The sequence below is a fragment of the Streptomyces sp. Mut1 genome (assembly GCF_030719295.1).
Classification (GTDB): Bacteria; Actinomycetota; Actinomycetes; order Streptomycetales; family Streptomycetaceae; genus Streptomyces; species Streptomyces castrisilvae.
This window is the reverse complement of record NZ_CP120997.1, coordinates 7,037,612-7,055,384: the sequence shown is the minus strand read 5'-3', so window position 1 is coordinate 7,055,384 and position 17,773 is coordinate 7,037,612. Positions and strand designations below refer to the sequence as shown.

Annotated in this window: 16 protein-coding genes and 1 pseudogene; 7 read left to right on the top strand and 10 right to left on the bottom strand. The window is 72.6% G+C overall.

The window, feature by feature from the left end; all coding sequences use genetic code 11:
* Positions 1-6: 6 nt before the first annotated feature.
* Genes P8A18_RS30495 through P8A18_RS30480 form a run of 4 tightly spaced genes read right to left on the bottom strand, consistent with a single transcriptional unit; the run spans position 7 to position 4,256 of the window.
* Positions 7-786 carry a CDP-alcohol phosphatidyltransferase family protein gene (locus P8A18_RS30495; RefSeq protein WP_026249778.1) on the bottom strand — a complete coding sequence of 260 codons (780 nt, stop codon included), beginning with the start codon at positions 784-786 and terminating at the stop codon, positions 7-9.
* On the bottom strand, positions 764-1,825 hold the full coding sequence (locus P8A18_RS30490) for an iron-containing alcohol dehydrogenase family protein (protein ID WP_018552443.1): 1,062 nt from the start codon (positions 1,823-1,825) through the stop codon (positions 764-766). The genes P8A18_RS30495 and P8A18_RS30490 overlap by 23 nt, the downstream gene beginning before the upstream one ends.
* Positions 1,813-2,550: a phosphocholine cytidylyltransferase family protein gene (locus P8A18_RS30485; protein ID WP_306059768.1), complete on the bottom strand. Its 738-nt coding sequence runs from the start codon at positions 2,548-2,550 to the stop codon at positions 1,813-1,815. The genes P8A18_RS30490 and P8A18_RS30485 overlap by 13 nt, the downstream gene beginning before the upstream one ends.
* Positions 2,547-4,256: a DUF5941 domain-containing protein gene (locus tag P8A18_RS30480; RefSeq protein ID WP_306061238.1), complete on the bottom strand. Its 1,710-nt coding sequence runs from the start codon at positions 4,254-4,256 to the stop codon at positions 2,547-2,549. The genes P8A18_RS30485 and P8A18_RS30480 overlap by 4 nt, the downstream gene beginning before the upstream one ends.
* On the opposite strand from P8A18_RS30480, the gene P8A18_RS30475 reads away from it, so the two are divergent.
* From P8A18_RS30475 to idi, 4 genes and pseudogenes are all read left to right on the top strand, one after another.
* Positions 4,194-4,328: a hypothetical protein gene (locus P8A18_RS30475; RefSeq protein WP_306059767.1), complete on the top strand. Its 135-nt coding sequence runs from the start codon at positions 4,194-4,196 to the stop codon at positions 4,326-4,328. The two genes, P8A18_RS30480 and P8A18_RS30475, sit on opposite strands and share 63 nt — an antisense overlap.
* A gap of 434 nt (positions 4,329-4,762) precedes the next feature.
* The gene (locus P8A18_RS30470) at positions 4,763-5,704 is read left to right on the top strand and encodes a cation diffusion facilitator family transporter (RefSeq protein ID WP_306059765.1); all 942 of its coding nucleotides are present in this window, start codon (positions 4,763-4,765) and stop codon (positions 5,702-5,704) included.
* Positions 5,705-5,813: 109 nt separating this feature from the next.
* Positions 5,814-6,314: pseudogene (locus P8A18_RS30465) on the top strand (GNAT family N-acetyltransferase); the annotation flags it as partial.
* A 125-nt stretch (positions 6,315-6,439) separates the two neighbouring features.
* Entirely contained in the window at positions 6,440-7,033 is a 594-nt protein-coding gene (gene idi / locus P8A18_RS30460; protein WP_306059763.1) for an isopentenyl-diphosphate Delta-isomerase, read from the top strand.
* Positions 7,034-7,054: 21 nt separating this feature from the next.
* On the opposite strand, the gene P8A18_RS30455 is transcribed toward idi, so the two are convergent.
* Positions 7,055-7,510 carry an ATP-binding protein gene (locus tag P8A18_RS30455; protein WP_306059761.1) on the bottom strand — a complete coding sequence of 152 codons (456 nt, stop codon included), beginning with the start codon at positions 7,508-7,510 and terminating at the stop codon, positions 7,055-7,057.
* Between the two features lie 173 nt (positions 7,511-7,683).
* On the opposite strand from P8A18_RS30455, the gene P8A18_RS30450 reads away from it, so the two are divergent.
* Positions 7,684-8,454: an enoyl-CoA hydratase/isomerase family protein gene (locus P8A18_RS30450; RefSeq protein WP_306059759.1), complete on the top strand. Its 771-nt coding sequence runs from the start codon at positions 7,684-7,686 to the stop codon at positions 8,452-8,454.
* Here the strand turns inward: P8A18_RS30450 and P8A18_RS30445 are convergent.
* Together P8A18_RS30445 and P8A18_RS30440 are read right to left on the bottom strand one after the other, a co-directional pair.
* The gene (locus P8A18_RS30445) at positions 8,441-9,076 is read right to left on the bottom strand and encodes a DJ-1/PfpI family protein (RefSeq protein ID WP_306059757.1); all 636 of its coding nucleotides are present in this window, start codon (positions 9,074-9,076) and stop codon (positions 8,441-8,443) included. The genes P8A18_RS30450 and P8A18_RS30445 overlap by 14 nt on opposite strands.
* Positions 9,077-9,198: 122 nt before the next feature.
* Complete coding sequence (locus P8A18_RS30440; protein ID WP_306059755.1) at positions 9,199-10,182, bottom strand: GlxA family transcriptional regulator; 984 nt, start codon at positions 10,180-10,182, stop codon at positions 9,199-9,201.
* A 135-nt stretch (positions 10,183-10,317) separates the two neighbouring features.
* Here P8A18_RS30440 and P8A18_RS30435 point away from each other — a divergent pair, with 135 nt between their 5' ends.
* Both P8A18_RS30435 and P8A18_RS30430 read left to right on the top strand, forming a co-directional pair.
* Positions 10,318-11,175 carry an SCO6745 family protein gene (locus P8A18_RS30435; protein ID WP_018552453.1) on the top strand — a complete coding sequence of 286 codons (858 nt, stop codon included), beginning with the start codon at positions 10,318-10,320 and terminating at the stop codon, positions 11,173-11,175.
* A gap of 151 nt (positions 11,176-11,326) precedes the next feature.
* Positions 11,327-13,768 carry a Tex family protein gene (locus P8A18_RS30430; RefSeq protein WP_306059753.1) on the top strand — a complete coding sequence of 814 codons (2,442 nt, stop codon included), beginning with the start codon at positions 11,327-11,329 and terminating at the stop codon, positions 13,766-13,768.
* Between the two features lie 168 nt (positions 13,769-13,936).
* Here the strand turns inward: P8A18_RS30430 and P8A18_RS30425 are convergent, their stop codons facing one another.
* The 3 genes from P8A18_RS30425 to abc-f all read right to left on the bottom strand — a co-directional run bounded on the left by P8A18_RS30425 (position 13,937) and on the right by abc-f (position 17,707).
* Positions 13,937-15,163, bottom strand: coding sequence for an amidohydrolase family protein (locus P8A18_RS30425; RefSeq protein ID WP_306059751.1), 1,227 nt, complete (start codon positions 15,161-15,163; stop codon positions 13,937-13,939).
* Between the two features lie 72 nt (positions 15,164-15,235).
* Complete coding sequence (locus P8A18_RS30420) at positions 15,236-15,904, bottom strand: GntR family transcriptional regulator (protein ID WP_306059749.1); 669 nt, start codon at positions 15,902-15,904, stop codon at positions 15,236-15,238.
* Between the two features lie 165 nt (positions 15,905-16,069).
* Positions 16,070-17,707: a ribosomal protection-like ABC-F family protein gene (gene abc-f / locus P8A18_RS30415; RefSeq protein WP_306059747.1), complete on the bottom strand. Its 1,638-nt coding sequence runs from the start codon at positions 17,705-17,707 to the stop codon at positions 16,070-16,072.
* Between the last annotated feature and the right edge of the window lie 66 nt (positions 17,708-17,773).

Sequence of the window (17,773 nt, the reverse complement as noted above, 5' to 3'; positions counted from 1 at the left end):
GTGTGCTCACTTCAGCCTGCTCGATGCCATGACCGACACGAGGTGCAGCAGGGTCTGCAGCAGGGCGATGCCGGCCAGGACCGCGACCGCGAGACGGCTGAAGAAGAAGTCGTCCCGCACCTCGTCCAGAACGGCCGCGACCAGGATGACCAGCGACGCCTCGACGCACAGGATCAGCCGGTGGAACTTGAGCGCGCCGGCGGCCCGGCGGGCGAGCGCCATGCCGGAGGAGCGCGGCTCGGACGCGGACTCCTTGACGGGCGGCAGCCCGCCCTGGTGGCGGGCGACGCCGACCAGGTCCGTCTCGGCCTTGATCAGGATCGCGCCGAGCGCGGCGAGCGTACCGAGGAACGCCCAGAGCCAGTCGATGCGCCCGGTGCCCCACAGGTCGGCGGCGCGCAGGCCGAAGCCGACGAGCACGGCCGCGTCGCACAGGTAGGCGCCGACGCGGTCCAGGTAGACGCCGCCGAGCGAGAACTGCTTCTTCCAGCGCGCTATCTCGCCGTCGACGCAGTCGAGCAGCAGGTAGAGCTGGACCATGACGACACCGAGGACCGCGCCGGTGATGCCGGGCACGAGCAGGGCCGGCGCCGCGAGCACTCCGGCCACGGTCATCAGGTAGGTGAGCTGGTTGGGCGTCACCTTGGTGTTCACCAGATACCGGTCCACGCGCAGCGAGATCTCGCGCATGTATATCCGGCCCGCCCAGTGTTCACCGCTGCGCCGGTCCTTGACGCCCGGGGGGTGAACGACCGGGCGGAGTTCAGCTACTGATGGTCTTGGCATAGTCGGCGTACGCGTCCCTGATCTGGTCGGTGGACAGGCTGAGGTGTTCCAGGACCGTGAAACGTCCCGGACGGGTCTGGGGGGCGTACTCGACGGCCTGGACGAACTCCTCGACGGTGAAGCCGATCTCCTCGGGCCGCACCGGCAGGCCGTGCCTGCGCAGCACCTCGGCGAAGAGGCCGGACTCCTGGTGGGCCCCGCGCAGGTGCATGGCGAAGGCGGCGCCGAGGCCGACCTGCTCGCCGTGGCTCGCGGCCCGCTTGGGGAAGAGCAGGTCGAAGGCGTGGCTGATCTCGTGGCAGGCGCCGGACGAGGGCCGGGTGTCGCCGCTGATCGAGATGGCGATGCCGGAGAGCACCAGCGACTCGGCGAGGACGGTGAGGAACTCGTCGTCCGCGACGGTGCCGGGGTGGCGCAGGACCGCCTCGCCGGCGGTACGGGCCATGGCGGCGGCGAGGCCGTCGATCTGCTCGCTGTTGACCTGGTGCGAGAGTTCCCAGTCGGCGATGGCGGAGATGTTGGAGATCGCGTCGCCGATGCCGGAGCGCACGAAGCGGTCCGGGGCGTCGCGGATCACCGACAGGTCGATCACCATCGCGATGGGCATGGGCACGCCGTAGGAGCCCCGGCCGTTGTCGTTGTCCAGGGTGGCGACGGGCGAGCACAGGCCGTCGTGGGCGAGGTTGGTGGCGACCGAGACCAGCGGCAGGCCGACCCGGGCCGCGGCGTACTTCGCCACGTCGATGATCTTGCCGCCGCCGAGGCCGACCACGGCGTCGTAGCGCTTGCCCTTGATGTCGTCGGCCAGCTGGACCGCCGCGTCGATGCTGCCGCCCGCGACGCAGTACCAGTCGGCGCCCGGCAGGGCCGGTGCCAGCTTCTCGCGCAGGGCCTGGCCCGAGCCGCCGCTGATCGCGATGGCGAGCTTGCCGGAGGCGGAGATCCGCTGGTCGGCGAGGAGGCCGGCCAGATCGTGCATGGCGCCCCGGCTGATGTCGACGAAGACCGGGGAGGGGATGAGTCGTGTCAGTACCGGCACGCGATCTCCCGCCCCTTCGCGAGGTCGTCGTGGTTGTCGATCTCGACCCAGCTCACGTCACCGATGGGGGCGACGTCCACGGTGAAACCACGGTTGACGAGCTCCTGGTAGCCGTCCTCGTAGTAGAGGTCCGGGTCGCGCTCGAAGGTGGCCTTCAGCGCGTCGGCCAGCTCCTCGGCGGCCTCGGGCTCGATGAGGGTGAGGCCGATGTACTCGCCGGTCGCCTCGGCCGGGTCCATCAGCTTGGTGATCCGGCGGACGCCCTTGCCGTCCTCCACGACGACCTTCATCTCCTCGTCGGCGAGCTGCTTCACCGTGTCGAGGGCGAGGATGATCTTCTGGCCCCGGCCGCGCGCGTCCAGCAGGGTCCGCTCGACGGAGACCGGGTGCACGGTGTCGCCGTTGGCCAGGAGCACTCCGCGCTTCAGCACCTCACGGGCGCACCACAGGGAGTAGGCGTTGTTCCACTCCTCGGCCTTGTCGTTGTCGATGAGGATGAGCTTCAGGCCGTACGTCGCCTCCAGCTCCTCCTTGCGCGCGTAGACGGCCTCCTTGCGGTAGCCGACGACGATGGCGACCTCGGTGAGCCCGATCTCGGCGAAGTTGGCCAGCGTGAGGTCGAGGATCGTCTTGTCGCCGTCCACCGGCACGAGCGCCTTGGGCAGTGTGTCGGTATAGGGGCGCAGGCGCCGTCCTGCGCCGGCTGCCAGTACGAGGCCGATCATGCGGGTTCTCCTTCGTCGTGAACGGCGGGGGCCCCGGAGGACACCCAGAAGCGGATGGACTCCACCAGCACGACCAGTGCCACGGCCACGGCGAGCACGGTGAGCGCCGTGGTGAAGCCGGATGCTCCGGTGAGTACGGCGGCGAACACGGCCACGACCAGGGTCCGGCCCTCGTGTCCGCCGATGGTGCGCACCAGCCACCGGGGCGGGGCACCGGTGCCGCCTCGGATGCGGTACACCGTGTCGTAGTGATGGTAGGCGACGGCCGAGACCAGCCCGAAGGCCGCGGGGAGCGCCCCGTCGATCTCGCTGCGCGCGGCCAGGGCGAGGATCGTGCAGTATTCGGCGGCGCGGAAGACCGGCGGCACGAGCCAGTCGAGCGGGCCCTTGAGGGGCCGCGCCACGGCTATGCCGGAGCAGAGCGCGTAGAAGACGGCGGCGATGATCATCTGCCGGCTGCCGAAGGGCTGCAGGAGCGCGGCGGCGATCAGGGCGCAGGCTCCGACGACGGCCACCACCGGGGCGCCCCAGGAGCCCGGGATACGGGGTCCGCGGGCGGCGACGAGTTCGGCGAGCGGGCCGGAGTCGGCGAGGTCCGCGAGGGCCTGGGCGGCGCGGTCGGTACGGCGGGCCTTGCGGGTCAGGGAGCGCAGGAGGCGGCCGGCGGTGGTGTAGCAGGCCGCGAAGGCGCATCCGATCAGCAGGGCGTAGAAGACGATGCGCGGGGTGGTGAGCGCGGTGAGCACGGCGATCATCGCCCAGCGCTCACCGATCGGGAGCACGATCATCCGGCGCACCCAGACCGTCCAGCCGACGCTGTCCAGCTTGTCGGAGAGGGCGGCCGTGGGGCTGGAGTTCGCCACCGCGTCGTGGTTGGCCTCGTTGAACGAGAAGTCGATGACATGGCGGCACGACTGGAGGACCATCGCGCCCAGTGCCAGCGCCCAGACGTCGTCGCCGCCGCGCGCCGCGCCGAGGGCGAGGCCCGCGTAGTAGGCGTACTCCTTGGCGCGGTCGAAGGTGGCGTCCAGCCAGGCGCCCATCGTGGAGTACTGGAGCGAGTAGCGGGCGAGCTGCCCGTCGGTGCAGTCCAGGACGAACGAGAACAGGAGCAGGAGGCCCGCCGCGACGTAACCGCCGCGGGTGCCGGTGGCCGCGCAGCCGGCCGCGACGAGCGCCGTGAGCAGCGAGGCGGTGGTGACCTGGTTCGGGGTGAGGCCCCGGCGGGCGCACCAGCGGGCGATGTAGCGCGAGTACGGGCTGATGCAGTGGGTGGTGAAGAAGCCGTCGCGGGCCTTCACGGCGCTGCGCAGCCGGACCGCCTCGTCGTCCACGGCCTCGACGCCCGAGCGGGCGGCGGCGCGGGCGGCCTCGTCGGGGGGCACGGTGGCGACGAGGGAGCCCAGCTCGGGGCGCTGCACCTCGGTGCCCTCGGCCTCCATGGTGGCCGCGAGCCGGCCGGGGACGGTGCGGTCGGTGACCGTGGCGGTGCCGCCCGCGGGCACGCCGGCGCCGACCGCCTCGGTGGTGGTGCGCAGCGCGCTGACGAGGGCGGGGCGCGCTTCGGCCTGCGCGGTCAGGGCGCCGGGGACGGCCGCCGCGGGGAAGCGGGGGTCGGTGAGGGCGAGCCGCAGGGCGTGGCGGTGGCCGACGAAGCGGGGGTCGACGAGGGCGACCCGGTGTGCGGGCGGGACGGCGGACAGCAGTCCGGCGGCTTCGGTGACGTCGGCGGCTGCCCGGACGTCGAAGCCCAGCGACCGAAGATCGTCCTCCAGTGACGATCCGGGCAGCGGAGCACCTGTGAGAATGGCGGTCGACAGACGAACTCACTCCTTGGGTGCTGACACGGATCGGCACGCGACAGTGCGGCCTGATACGGCCGGCGGCATGTCGGCAGAGGCTATCGGATGAACGGAAGCGGGAGTTCACTGCCCGTTTGTGCTCCGTTCCGGGTGGAGCCGGATCATGCGCGCCGCCCGGCGATCATCATCGTTGATGGCCGCCTCACCTGACAAAACACCGGCCGCGGCCGTCTGCGGGACCGACCGTCGGGCGGACTGCTCCACCCGGCTGACCTGCGGGCATTTCCGCAGGTCAGAGCCAATGACAACGGTGTTCAGTGCCGTGTTGCCCGATACCCCCCGCCCGTAGTTGACTGGGCAGCGCCCGGGGCGAGCGCACCGGGTCCGCGAGACGACCGGGAGGCGTCCCCATGGGGGCTGGGCACGACCACGGGCATGTACACGGCGGTCCCGCGCCCACCGGCACCGCGGCCGCCGCGCACAAGGGGCGGCTGCGTATCGCGCTGTGCATCACCCTGGCCGTGACGGTCATGGAGATCGTCGGTGGACTGCTGTCCGGCTCCCTCGCGCTGATCGCCGACGCGGCGCACATGGCGACCGACTCCCTCGGCCTCGGCCTGGCGCTGCTGGCGATCCACTTCGCCAACCGGCCGGCCGGCCCGAACCGCACCTTCGGCTACGCCCGGGCGGAGATCCTGGCCGCGCTCGCCAACTGCTGCCTGCTGCTCGGGGTGGGCGGCTATCTGCTCTTCGAGGCGGTGGAGCGCTTCGTCAGCCCGACCGAGACCCGGGGCGGACTGACGATCGCCTTCGCCCTGGTGGGCCTGGTCGCCAACGTGGTGTCGCTCTCGCTGCTGACGCGCGGGCAGAAGGACAGCCTCAATGTGCGCGGCGCCTATCTGGAGGTGCTGGCGGACACGCTCGGCTCGGTCACGGTGCTGGCGTCGGCGGGCATCGTGATGGCGACCGGCTGGCAGGCGGCGGACCCCATCGCCTCGCTGGTCATCGGCCTCATGATCGTCCCGCGTACGGTACGGCTCCTGCGCGAGACGCTGAACGTGCTCCTGGAGGCGGCCCCCCGGGGCGTCGACATGGGCGAGGTACGCGACCACATCACGGCGCTGCCCGGTGTCCTTGACGTCCACGACCTGCACGCGTGGACGATCACCTCGGGGATGCCGGTGCTCTCCGCCCATGTGGTGGTGCACCAGGACCTGCTGGACTCGATGGGCCACGAGAAGCTGCTGCACGAGTTGCAGGGCTGTCTCGGGGACCACTTCGACGTCGAGCACTGCACCTTCCAGCTGGAGCCGAGCGGCCACGCCGAGCACGAGGCGAGGCTCTGCCACTGACCCCTCGGCCGGGAAAACCCGGGGTGTAAGGTTTCGCAGAGGTGTACGAACCGGCGCACCGGCCGGTGCCCGCCCACCCCGAGGGTTTCTCACGTTGACCGACTTCTCCTGGCCCGCCCGTCCCGAGACGGCCGCCGACGCGGCCGCCGTGCGCGCGGTGAACGCGGCCGCCTTCCCGACCGAGGCGGAAGCCGCCCTGGTGGACGCCCTGCGCGTCGACACCTCGGCCTGGCTGCCCGGTCTCTCCTACGTCGCCGAGGCCCCCGACGGATCCGTCGCCGCCTTCGCCCTGCTGACCCGCTGCCGGGTGGGGGGCGCGCCCGCTCTGGCCCTCGCCCCGGTCGCCACGGCTCCGGAGCACCAGCGCCGGGGCGCGGGCCTGGCCGTGGTGCGGGCCGTGCTCGACGCGGCCCGGCTGCGCGGGGAGCCGCTGGTCCTGGTCCTCGGCCACCCCGAGTACTATCCGCGGTTCGGCTTCGTCCCCGCCTCGCGCTACGGAATCCGGCCGTCCTTCGAGGTTCCGGACGAGGCGATGATGGCGCTGGTGCTCGATGATTCCGCGCCCGTCGCGCGGGGCACGATTGAGTATCCGGCAGCTTTCGGGGTCTGACGCGCCGCTGGGGGCGGGGCGGACATGCCAGGACCCGAAGTGCGGACAAGCCGCTTTTGTACGGCAGACTTGATCAGACTCGACGGGACCGGCGCTCGGGGCCGGGACCACAGCGAAGGATGGGTATGCCGACCACACCAGCGACCGCGGCGAACACCTCGTCGAACGGCACAGCAGAAGCGATCATGCTCGAACTGGTCGACGAGAACGGCACCACCATCGGCACGGCGGAGAAGCTCGCCGCCCACCAGGCGCCCGGACAACTGCACCGCGCGTTCTCCGTGTTCCTCTTCGACGAGCAGGGCCGGCTGCTGCTCCAGCAGCGCGCCCTGGGCAAGTACCACTCCCCCGGCGTCTGGTCCAACACCTGCTGCGGCCACCCGTACCCGGGCGAGGCCCCCTTCGCGGCCGCCGCCCGGCGCACGTACGAGGAGCTGGGCATCTCGCCGTCGCTGATGGCCGAGGCGGGCACCGTCCGCTACAACCACCCGGACCCCGCCTCGGGTCTGGTGGAGCAGGAGTTCAACCACCTCTTCGTGGGCCTGGCGCAGGAGCGGCTGCGGCCGGATCCGGAGGAGGTCGGCGAGACGGACTTCGTGACGGCCGGGGAGCTGGCCGAGCGGCATGCCCGGCAGCCGTTCTCCGCGTGGTTCATGACCGTGCTGGACGCCGCCCGGCCCGCGATCCGTGAACTGACCGGGCCGGCCGCGGGCTGGTAGGGGCGTTCACCGGCGGGAGGGTCAGGGGGCCGTGCCGAGCGGAAGGGCCGCCCAGATGACCTTTCCGCCGCCCGCGGTGTGCTCGACGTCGCAGCTCCCGCCGGCTTCCCTGGTGATCTCCCGGACCAGCAGCAGGCCGCGCCCGCCGGTCTGCGCGTAGTCGGTCTCCAGCGCCGTGGGCCGGTAGGGGTGGTTGTCCTCGACGGACACCCTGACCCACTCCGCGCCCACGGCCACCTCCACGGCGAGCTCGGGCGAGAGCAGCGCGGCGTGCTTCACCGCGTTGGTGACCAGCTCGGAGACGATGAGCAGGAGCCCCTGGGTGATGTCGTCGTGGATGGGCACGTTCTGACGCTTCAGCAGGTCGCGCACGGCGTGCCGGGCCCGGGGTACGGAGACGTCCGTGGCCGGGGCGGTGAACCGCCAGACCCCTTCGTACGGCACGGGCCGGGCGGGGACACTCCCGCGGCTCTCCATAGTCCGGTACCCGCTCTCCACTCGAAGTGACTGCACGTGGAGTACAGAGTGCGGCGCGTAGTTGCCTCGGTCTGTACTACTGAACAGAAGTCGACTTCTATCGACCGGACTTGACCGATCTCACGCGCGAACATCTGCTTTTCGACCGCTTCTGGCCGGATAGGCTCCGGCTCATGGACCGTACGGAACCCCGGCTGGAGCACGGCCTCGCGGACGGTGTGGCCACCGTCGTCATCAGCAACCCCGCCAAGCGCAACGCGATGACCGCCGACATGTGGCAGGAGCTGCCGGTGCTGCTGGACCGGCTGGCCGCCGACCCCTCGGTGGGCGCCCTGGTCCTGACGGGCGCCGGCGACACCTTCTGCGCGGGTGCGGACATCTCCTCGCTCCGGGACCCCTCGCGCGACCCGCAGGGACTGGCCGTCGCGGCCGAGGAGGCACTGGCGGCCTTCCCGCTGCCGACGCTGGCGGCGGTGCGCGGCTACTGCGTCGGCGGCGGCAGCCAGCTCGCCGCCGCCTGCGATCTGCGCTTCGCGGCGGAAGGGGCCCTGTTCGGTGTCACGCCCGCCAAGCTCGGGATCGTCTACCCCGCGTCGTCCACCCGGCGTCTCGCCGCGCTGACGGGCCCCTCGACGGCCAAGCACCTGCTCTTCTCCGGGGAGCTGATCGATACGGAACGGGCGCTGCGGACCGGCCTGGTGGACGAGGTGCTGCCGGCCGGCGAACTGGACGAGCGGGTCGGCGCCTACGTACGGACCCTGGTGTCCCGTTCCCGGCTGACGCAGGCGGCGGCCAAGGAGTTCGCGGCGGGGCGCGAGGACCGGGACGGCCACTGGGCGGGGCAGGCACGGCACAGCGGCGACACCGCGGAGGGTGTCGCCGCCTTCCTGGAGCGCCGCACGCCCCGCTTCACCTGGCGGGCCGCGGCGCCTACTGAAGGATGAAGCGGCTCCGGCCGCGCCACTCCTCCACGAGCCCCGCCGGGGCCTTCTGGGGCGAGCCCGCGTCGTACGGCGGCTGCGGGTCGTACTCCGTCAGCAGCTGTACGGCCTGGGCGGTCCGGTCGCCGGCGATCCGGCCGAGCAGCGTGAGGCCCATGTCGATCCCGGACGAGACGCCGGCCGCGGTGACGTACTTGCCGTCGAGGACCACGCGTTCGCCGGTGGGCTCGGCCCCGTAGTCCTTCAGCGTGTCCAGGGCGAGCCAGTGCGACGTGGCGCGCCGCCCCTTGAGCAGCCCGGCGGCGGCCAGCAGCAGCGACCCGGTGCACACCGAGGTGGTCCAGGTGCTGGTCGCGTCCGCCCTGCGCAGCCAGCCGAGCAGGTTCTCGTTCTCCATCTGGTGGTGCTGCCCCGGGCCGCCCGGGACGATCACCAGGTCGGGGGCGGGGACCTCGTCCAGGGCGCGGTGCGCGACCAGGTCGAGGCTGCCGCTGTCGTTGCGCACCGCGCCCGCCCGCTCGGCGACGAAGACGGTCTCGGCACCGGGGGTGCGGGAGAGGATCTCGTACGTTCCCACGGCGTCCAGTGCGGTGAAGCGGTCGAAGAGGAGGATGGCGATCTGCATGGGTTGCTGCCCGTCTCTCGGCTCGGTCGGTTCCGGCGGCTCGGTCGGTTCCGGCGGCTCGGTCGGTTCCGGCGGATTCCCGGTAACTCGGTGGCTCGGTCTGTCGGTTTGCCGTCGCTCGTTCAGGGGCGGCCGGGTCCGGCGGGGCGGTCCGCCGGCCGGGGCCCGAAGCGGCGGCGGTACTCGGCGGGGGCCGTGCCGAGGGCCTTGACGAAGGCCCGGCGCATCGCCTCCGGGGTGCCGTACCCGGAGTTCCTCGCGATGCCGGCGACGCCGTCGGTCGTGTCCTCCAGGAGCCTGCGGGCGTGTTCGAGGCGCACCCGGTCGACGTACCGGCCGGGGGTCGTCCCGGTCTCCGTGCGGAACGCGCGGGCGAAGTGGCGCGGCGAGAGGCGGGCGCGGGCCGCCAGGGCCTCGACGCCGAGGTCGGCGCCGGGGTGTTCGGTGATCCAGTGCTGGACCTCGCGCAGCGGTTCGCGGCGGGCCGTCTGGGCGCTGAGCTGGGCGCTGAACTGCGACTGGCTGCCGGGCCTGCGCAGAAAGACGACGAGGTGCCGGGCGATCGTGAGGGCGACGTCGCGGCCGTGGTCCTCCTCGACCAGCGCGAGCGCGAGGTCGATGCCCGTGGTGACGCCCGCGGAGGTGGAGATCCGGCCGTCGCGTACGAAGATCGGCTCGGGGTCGACATCGACGGCCGGGTGGTCGCGGGCGAGGCGGTCGGTCACGTTCCAGTGCGTCGTGGCGCGGTGCCCGTCCAGCAGCCCGGCGGCCGCGAGCAGCAACGCGCCGCTGCACACGGACACCAGCCGCTCCGGCAGCGGGCCGTGGTCGCGCAGCCAGTCCACGAGGGCGGGGTCAGGCGTGCGGGTGCCCCCGCCGCCGGGGACCAGGAGGGTGTGGGGCGCCGGGGCGTCGGCGAGGCCGCAGTCGGGGACGAGGGTGAGGCCGCAGGACGAGCGGACCGGGGCGCCGTCCAGTGAGGCGGTGCGCAGTTCGTACGAGACCTCCGGGAACCGGGAGGCGCCGGCGAAGACCTCCATGGGGCCGGTCACGTCGAGGCTCTGGATGTCGTCGAAGAGGACGACGAGCACGGATCGCTGCTTCATGTCCGCCATCCTGGGCGGCCCCGCCGATGGCCGCAATGACGGGCTTCCCACCTTTCCTGCCATGATCGGCTGCGGCGCAGCTCACGCCGTCCGGGGACTTCCTGCCCGTACCGACCAGTCGGTAACGTGCGGGGTATGAGTACTCTCCCGCCCCGTGCCGGACGGCGCTGTCACAACGCCCTCAACCCGCTGCACTCCTCGCTCTACTTCTCCCCCGACCTCGGCAAGGAGCTCGGCGGGGTCGGGATCGACGACCCCGCCGCCGCCTACTTCGCCACCCGCGCGGCCGCCATGGGCGCCGTCGGCGCGGACACGGTCACCGCGACGTTCTACAACTTCAACCACGCGCTGGTCTCCCAGCATGTGCCCGCCATCTGGGACATCGCCTCGCCCGCGAAGGTGCTCGACGCGCGGCTGCGCGCCGCTGACTCGACGCTGCGCCGGCTGCTCGGCGCCGAGGTCATCGCCTCTCCCGAGATGGCCGAGGCCGCACGGCTCGCCCTGCGCGCCACCGAGGGCTGCACCCGGCACGCCCGGCCGCTGTACGCGGCGCACGCCGGCCTCCCCGTCCCGGAGGAACCGCACCTGGCGTACTGGCACGCGGCGACGCTGCTGCGCGAGCACCGGGGCGACGCGCATCTCGCCGCGCTCCTCGCGGCGGATCTCGACCCCGTCGAGGCGCTGGTCAGCCACACCGCGACCGGCAAGGGCATGGCGATCCGCTGGATCCTCGCCACCCGGGGCTGGCGCCGCGCCGACTGGGAGGACGCCTCCGCCCGGCTGCGGGAGCGCGGGCTGCTCACGGCGGAGGGCGAGCTGACGGACGAGGGCACCGCGCTGCGCAAGGAGCTGGAGGAGGCCACGGACCGGATGGACCTCGGCCCGTACGAGCACCTGGGCGGTCCCGGCGTGGCGCGGCTGACCGAACTGGGGCGCGGATTCCTCGCCACGGCGTGGGCGGCGGGCGCCTTCCCGTCCGACGCGACCGGCTGACACCGCCGGCCACCGGGGAATCCGGCGGCGGCTCGCTGGGGTGGCCGGGCGACACGGCGCCCGGCCACCCGGCACAATGCAGGCGTGTGACTCCGGGCAGGTCCGGGGCCCGAACAGCACAGCCAGCAGGAGAAGGCGAGTCGGTAGAACCGTGACGATGTCCATCGAAGGCAGGATCGCCGAGGAACTCGGCGTACGCGAGCGACAGGTGAAGGCGGCCGTCGAGCTGCTCGACGGCGGGTCGACCGTGCCGTTCATCGCCCGCTACCGCAAGGAAGCGACCGAGATGCTCGACGACGCGCAGCTGCGCACGCTCGAGGAGCGGCTGCGGTATCTGCGCGAACTGGAGGACCGCCGGGCGGCGGTCCTCGAATCCGTACGGGAGCAGGGCAAGCTCGACGACGCGCTGGAGGCGCGCATCCTGGCCGCCGACACCAAGGCGCGTCTTGAGGACATCTACCTGCCGTTCAAGCCGAAGCGGCGGACCAAGGCGCAGATCGCCCGGGAGGCGGGTCTCGAACCGCTCGCCTCGGGCCTGCTGGACGACCCCTCGGTGGACCCGCTCGCCGCGGCCGCGGCCTTCATGGACGCGGACAAGGGCGTCGCGGACGCGGCGGCGGCCCTGGAGGGGGCCCGCGCCATCCTCACCGAGCGCTTCTCGGAGGACGCGGACCTGATCGGCGAGCTGCGCGAGCGCATGTGGTCGCGCGGGCGGCTGATGGCCCGGGTGCGGGACGGCAAGGAGGAGGCGGGCGCCAAGTTCGCGGACTACTTCGACTTCGCCGAGCCGTTCACCGCGCTGCCCTCGCACCGGGTGCTGGCGATGCTCCGGGGCGAGAAGGAGGACGTGCTCGACCTGGTCCTGGAGCCCGAGGAGCCGTCCGATGCGCCCGGCCCGTCCGGTTTCGAGAACATGGTGGCCCGGCGCTTCGGCGTCAACGACCGGGGGCGCCCCGGCGACAAGTGGCTCGCCGACACCGTCCGCTGGGCCTGGCGGACCCGCATCCTGGTGCACCTCGGCATCGACCTGCGGCTGCGGCTGCGCACGGCGGCGGAGGACGAGGCGGTACGCGTCTTCGCGTCGAACCTGCGCGATCTGCTGCTCGCCGCACCGGCCGGGACCAGGGCCACGCTGGGGCTCGACCCCGGTTTCCGTACCGGGGTGAAGGTCGCCGTCGTGGACGCGACGGGCAAGGTCGTCGCGACCGATGTCATCCACCCGCACGTCCCGGCCAACAAGTGGGACCAGTCGCTGGCGACGCTGGAGCGGCTGGCGCGGGAGCACCACGTCGATCTGATCGCCATCGGCAACGGCACGGCGTCCCGCGAGACGGACAAGCTCGCCGGTGAGCTGTGCGAGAAGCACCCGGAGCTGAAGCTCACCAAGGTGATGGTGTCGGAGGCGGGCGCCTCCGTGTACTCGGCCTCCGCCTTCGCCTCGCAGGAACTCCCCGACATGGACGTGTCGTTGCGCGGCGCCGTGTCGATCGCGCGCCGGCTCCAGGACCCGCTGGCCGAGCTGGTGAAGATCGACCCGAAGTCGATCGGCGTCGGGCAGTACCAGCACGACCTGTCCGAGGTGAAGCTCTCACGGTCGCTCGACGCGGTCGTCGAGGACTGTGTGAACGGGGTCGGCGTCGACGTCAACACCGCGTCGGCGCCGCTGCTTTCGCGCGTCTCCGGCATCGGCGCCGGGCTCGCGGAGAACATCGTCGCGCACCGCGACACCAACGGCCCGTTCCACTCCCGCAAGAGCCTCAAGGACGTGGCGCGGCTGGGCCCGAAGGCGTACGAGCAGTGCGCGGGCTTCCTGCGTATCCGGGGCGACGATCCGCTGGACGCCTCCAGCGTGCACCCCGAGGCGTACCCGGTGGTGCGGGCGATGGTGAAGCGGACGGGCGGTGACGTGGCCGCGCTGATCGGCAACACGGACGTGCTGCGGTCGCTGCGGGCGGACGACTTCGTCTCCGAGAAGTTCGGGCTGCCGACGGTCGGCGACATCCTGAAGGAGCTGGAGAAGCCGGGCCGCGACCCCCGTCCCGCCTTCAAGACGGCCACCTTCAAGGAGGGCGTCGAGAAGATCGGCGACCTGGTGGCCGGGATGGTGCTGGAGGGCGTCGTGACGAACGTCGCCGCGTTCGGCGCGTTCGTGGACGTCGGGGTGCATCAGGACGGGCTGGTGCATGTGTCCGCGATGTCCCGGACGTTCGTGAAGGACCCGCGCGATGTCGTGAAGCCGGGTGATGTGGTCCGGGTCAAGGTGATGGAGGTCGACATTCCGCGGAAGCGGATCTCGTTGACGCTGCGGTTGGACGACGAGGCGGGTGCGGGCGCGGGCGCCCGGGGCGGCGGTGCGGGTGCGGCCGGTGGCCGCGGTGCGGGTGCGGCCGGTGGCCGCGCGTCCTCGGGGGGTGAGCCCGGCGGGCGGCCGCCACGGCCCCGGCAGGGAGGCGGTGGCGGTGGCCGTGGTGGCGGTTCGTCGTCGCGTGGTGCGGGGGGCGGGCGGCAGGCGCCTGCCGCGGCTCCGGCGAACGGGGCGATGGCGGACGCGTTGCGGCGGGCGGGGTTGTTGAAGGGGGACGGGGGGCGGTAGTCCGCCGGAGCGGGGTGGGGTGGGGTGGGGTGGGGTGGGGTGGGGTGGGGTGGGGTGGGTCGCCTGCGGCGGGCCCTGTCCCCTACCCGCCCCTTCCCGTAACCGGGGCTCCGCCCCGGACCCCGCTCCTCAAACGCCGGAGGGGCTGGGGATTCCGGGCCCCACTCCTCAAGCGCCGGCGTGGCTGGGGATTTCGGGGCCGGGGCCGTCCGCCACCACGTGGCCCCTGTGCAGCACCGTTCGGTCGTTGCCGCGGTCCATCACCGCCGACGTCACCGTCTCGCCCGCCACCAGCAGCAGGTCGGCCCTCGCGCCCGGCGTCAGGCCGGGGCGGTCCGTGGTGGAGGTCAGGCGGGCGGGGCCGTTCCGGAGGATCGAGGCGCCGCCCATGGTGGCCACGGCCACGCAGTGTTCGATCAGCTCGTCGGCCCGGTAACCGTTGGTGAAGGCGAGCTGCCAGGTGCGGTCCAGCATGTCGCCGTTGCCGTACGGCGACCAGAAGTCCCGCTGGCCGTCCTCGCCGAGGCCCACCCGGACACCGGCCGCGGTCAGGCCCGTCAGGGGCAGCGCGTGGTGCCGGGCCGGGGCGACGGTCGCCATCGCGATGTCCAGCTCGGCGAACTCCTCGATCAGGCGGCGGGTGGTCGTTTCGTCCACGGAGCCCAGGTCGTAGGCGTGCGAGAGCGTCACCTGACCGGCCATGTCCAGGGCCCGCACCCGTTCCAGGATCAGGTCGACGCTGAACACCCCGAGCGCGCCCGGCTCGTGGAGGTGGATGTCGACCGGGGCCCGGTGGCGCTCGGCCAGCTCGAAGACGATGTCGAGGTGGCGTACGGGGTCGCGGTCCAGGGTGCACGGATCGATGCCGCCGACGACGGCAGCGCCCGAGGACAGCGCGCGGTCCATCAGCTCAGGCACGCCCTTCTCCCTGAGCAGGCCGGCCTGCGGGAAGGCCATGATCTCGACCTCGCACCGCCCGGCGTGCGCCTCCTTGGCCGCGAGGACGCCCTCGAAGCGCTCAAGACCGCAGTCCGCGTCGATCTGGGCGTAGCTGCGGACACGGGTGGTGCCGCACTCGATCATGCGGCCCAAGGTGTACGTGGCCCGCTCGGCCACACTCCACTCGTCCTCGCGCCAGTGCGCGCGGTCGTTCAGCATCATCCCCCAGACGCCGGGGGCACCCGTGTGCGGGCGGAAGGGCAGCCCCATGCGGGTGGAGTCCAGGTGGCAGTGGACGTCCGAGAAGGACGGCAGTACGAGCCGTCCCCGGCCGGCCACCGTGTCGCCGTGGTGGGTGCGGGCCGGGTCGTGCGGGGCGACCGCGGTGATCACCCCGTCCTCGACCGTGAGGTCGCTCGGCTCCCCGCCCCACGGGCGGACGTCTCTGATCAGCATGCGGCGCGTCTCCTCGGTGGTTCGTGTGACGTGGTGTGGTGCGGAAGCGGCCGGCCACCCGGTACGCCCGGCCTACTCGGCCGGGAGCACTCCGGCCAGGGTCGCCAGGGAGGGGGCCCTGCCCCGTTCGATGTGTGCGTAGGAGAGGGCGGCGGCCAGTTCGGGCTTGCCCGCGTGGATCGCGGCGCAGATGTCCTGGTGTTCGGCGCACTGGACACGCGGGTCTCGGCCCCCGGTGAGGGTGAACAGCCACTGCACCAGGCCGAGCGAGGGCTGTAGCGCGTCCCGGAGCAGCCGGTTGCCGGTCATCGCGACGATCTCCGCGTGCAGGGCGGTGTTCGCGGCCGGGATCTCGTCGGCGTCACCGCGCCGGGTGGCGTCCTGCGCCGCCGCCATGAGGGCCCTCAGCCGGTCGCCGTCTCCCCCGGCGGCGCACGCCTCCGCCGCCCTGCGGGCGGCGAACACCTCAAGGCTGAGGCGGAGGTCGAAGAGTTCGGCGACGTCCCGCAGCGAGAGGTCGCGCACGGAGGCGCCCCGGCGCGGCGAGAGCACGACCAGGCCCTCGCCGGTCAGCCGGGTCAGCGCCTCGCGGACGGGGATGCGGGAGAAGCCCAGGCGCTCCGACAGCTCGCGCTCACGCAGCCGTGAACCCGGCGGGTGGGCGCCGGACAGGATGCCCGCCCGGATCGCCCGCTCCGCGTGGTCGGCGTGGGAGGCCCCGGGGCCGGGCGCGTCGGTCATCGTGCGGTCTCCTTGATCGGGCCGGGGGGTGGAGAAGGCCGGGACAAGGCGACGGTAGCACTTGGTATGCCAAGCGCTACCGTCTCGGGTACGTCACGAGGGATTATTGGAGTGGTGTGGGTGGATGGGCCGCTCTTTGGCATACCAAAGCGTGGCCGGGGTTTCTCAGGCCTCCGTCACCCTGCCGTCCGCGACCTCGATCCGGCGGGTCGTGTGGACCGCCTCCAGCATCCGGCGGTCGTGTGTGACCAGCAGCAGGGTTCCGGTGTAGGAGTCGAGCGCCGATTCCAGCTGCTCGATCGCCGGCAGGTCCAGGTGGTTGGTGGGCTCGTCCAGGACCAGGAGGTTGACGCCCCGGCCCTGGAGCAGTGCGAGCGCCGCCCGGGTGCGTTCACCCGGGGAGAGGGTGGTGGCGGGGCGCATGACGTGGTCGGCGCGCAGGCCGAATTTGGCGAGGAGCGTGCGGACGTCGGCCGGTTCCGTCTCGGGGACCGCCGCGCAGAACGCCTCCAGGAGGGACTCCGAGCCGTGGAAGAGCTTCCGCGCCTGGTCCACCTCTCCGACGACCACACCGGACCCGAGGCTCGCGTGCCCCGAGTCCAGCGGGAGGCGGCCGAGCAGCGCGGCCAGCAGGGTCGACTTCCCGGAGCCGTTGGCGCCGGTGATGGCGACCCGGTCCGCCCAGTCGATCTGGAGCGAGGCCGGACCGAACACGAAGTCGCCGCGCACGGCCCGCGCCTCGCGCAGGGTGGCGACGACCGAGCCGGAGCGGGGCGCGGAGGCGATCTCCATGCGCAGCTCCCACTCCTTGCGCGGCTCGTCCACCACGTCGAGCCGCTCGATCATGCGCTGGGTCTGCCGGGCCTTCGCGGCCTGCTTCTCGCTCGACTCGCTGCGGAACTTGCGGCCGATCTTGTCGGAGTCGGTGGCCTTGCGGCGGGCGTTCTTGACGCCCTTGTCCATCCAGGAGCGCTGCATCAGGGCGCGGCCCTCCAGCGCCGAGCGCTTGTCGGAGTACTCCTCGTACTCCTCGCGCGCGTGCCGGCGGGCGCGTTCGCGTTCCTCCAGGTAGGCCGCGTAGCCACCGCCGTACAGGTTGATCTGCTGCTGGGCCAGGTCGAGTTCGAGGACCTTGGTGACCGTGCGCATGAGGAACTCGCGGTCGTGGCTGATGACGACGGTGCCGGAGCGCAGCCCCGAGACGTACTTCTCCAGGCGCTCCAGACCGTCCAGGTCCAGGTCGTTGGTGGGCTCGTCGAGCAGGAAGACGTCGTAGCGCGACAGCAGCAGCGAGGCGAGTCCGGCGCGGGCTGCCTGGCCGCCGGAGAGCGCGGTCATCGGCAGGTCGAGCCCGACGGTCAGGCCGAGTTCGGCCGCCGTCTCCTCGGCCCGCTCGTCCAGGTCCGCGCCGCCGAGTGCGAGCCAGCGCTCCAGTGACTCGGAGTACGCGTCGTCCGCGCCGGGGGCGCCGTCGACCAGGGCCTGTGTGGCGGTGTCCATGGCGGTCTGGGCCTCGGCGACGCCGGTGCGGCGGGCCAGGAACTCCCGTACGGTCTCGCCGGGGCGCCGCTCGGGCTCCTGGGGCAGGTGGCCGACGGTGGCGGTGGGCGGGGAGAGCCGGAGCTCGCCCTCCTCCGGCTGGTCGAGCCCGGCGAGCAGCCGCAGGAGTGACGATTTTCCGGCGCCGTTGGCTCCGACGAGACCGATCACGTCACCGGGAGCGACGACGAGGTCGAGCCCGGCGAACAGCGTGCGGTCGCCGTGTCCGGCGGCGAGGTCCTTGGCGACGAGAGTGGCAGTCATCAGGGTGCCGATCCTAATCGGCGCGACAGGGCCACTGAGACGGCCGGGGCGGCCGGCGGGAGTCTC

Coding starts and splice junctions, on each gene's coding strand:
- P8A18_RS30495 (WP_026249778.1), bottom strand. CDS start 786: ATGCCAAGACCATCAGTAGCTGAACTCCGCCCGGTCGTTCACCCCCCG.
- P8A18_RS30485 (WP_306059768.1), bottom strand. CDS start 2,550: ATGATCGGCCTCGTACTGGCAGCCGGCGCAGGACGGCGCCTGCGCCCC.
- P8A18_RS30470 (WP_306059765.1), top strand. CDS start 4,763: ATGGGGGCTGGGCACGACCACGGGCATGTACACGGCGGTCCCGCGCCC.
- idi (WP_306059763.1), top strand. CDS start 6,440: ATGCCGACCACACCAGCGACCGCGGCGAACACCTCGTCGAACGGCACA.
- P8A18_RS30455 (WP_306059761.1), bottom strand. CDS start 7,510: ATGGAGAGCCGCGGGAGTGTCCCCGCCCGGCCCGTGCCGTACGAAGGG.
- P8A18_RS30450 (WP_306059759.1), top strand. CDS start 7,684: ATGGACCGTACGGAACCCCGGCTGGAGCACGGCCTCGCGGACGGTGTG.
- P8A18_RS30445 (WP_306059757.1), bottom strand. CDS start 9,076: ATGCAGATCGCCATCCTCCTCTTCGACCGCTTCACCGCACTGGACGCC.
- P8A18_RS30440 (WP_306059755.1), bottom strand. CDS start 10,182: ATGAAGCAGCGATCCGTGCTCGTCGTCCTCTTCGACGACATCCAGAGC.
- P8A18_RS30435 (WP_018552453.1), top strand. CDS start 10,318: ATGAGTACTCTCCCGCCCCGTGCCGGACGGCGCTGTCACAACGCCCTC.
- P8A18_RS30425 (WP_306059751.1), bottom strand. CDS start 15,163: ATGCTGATCAGAGACGTCCGCCCGTGGGGCGGGGAGCCGAGCGACCTC.
- P8A18_RS30420 (WP_306059749.1), bottom strand. CDS start 15,904: ATGACCGACGCGCCCGGCCCCGGGGCCTCCCACGCCGACCACGCGGAG.
- abc-f (WP_306059747.1), bottom strand. CDS start 17,707: ATGACTGCCACTCTCGTCGCCAAGGACCTCGCCGCCGGACACGGCGAC.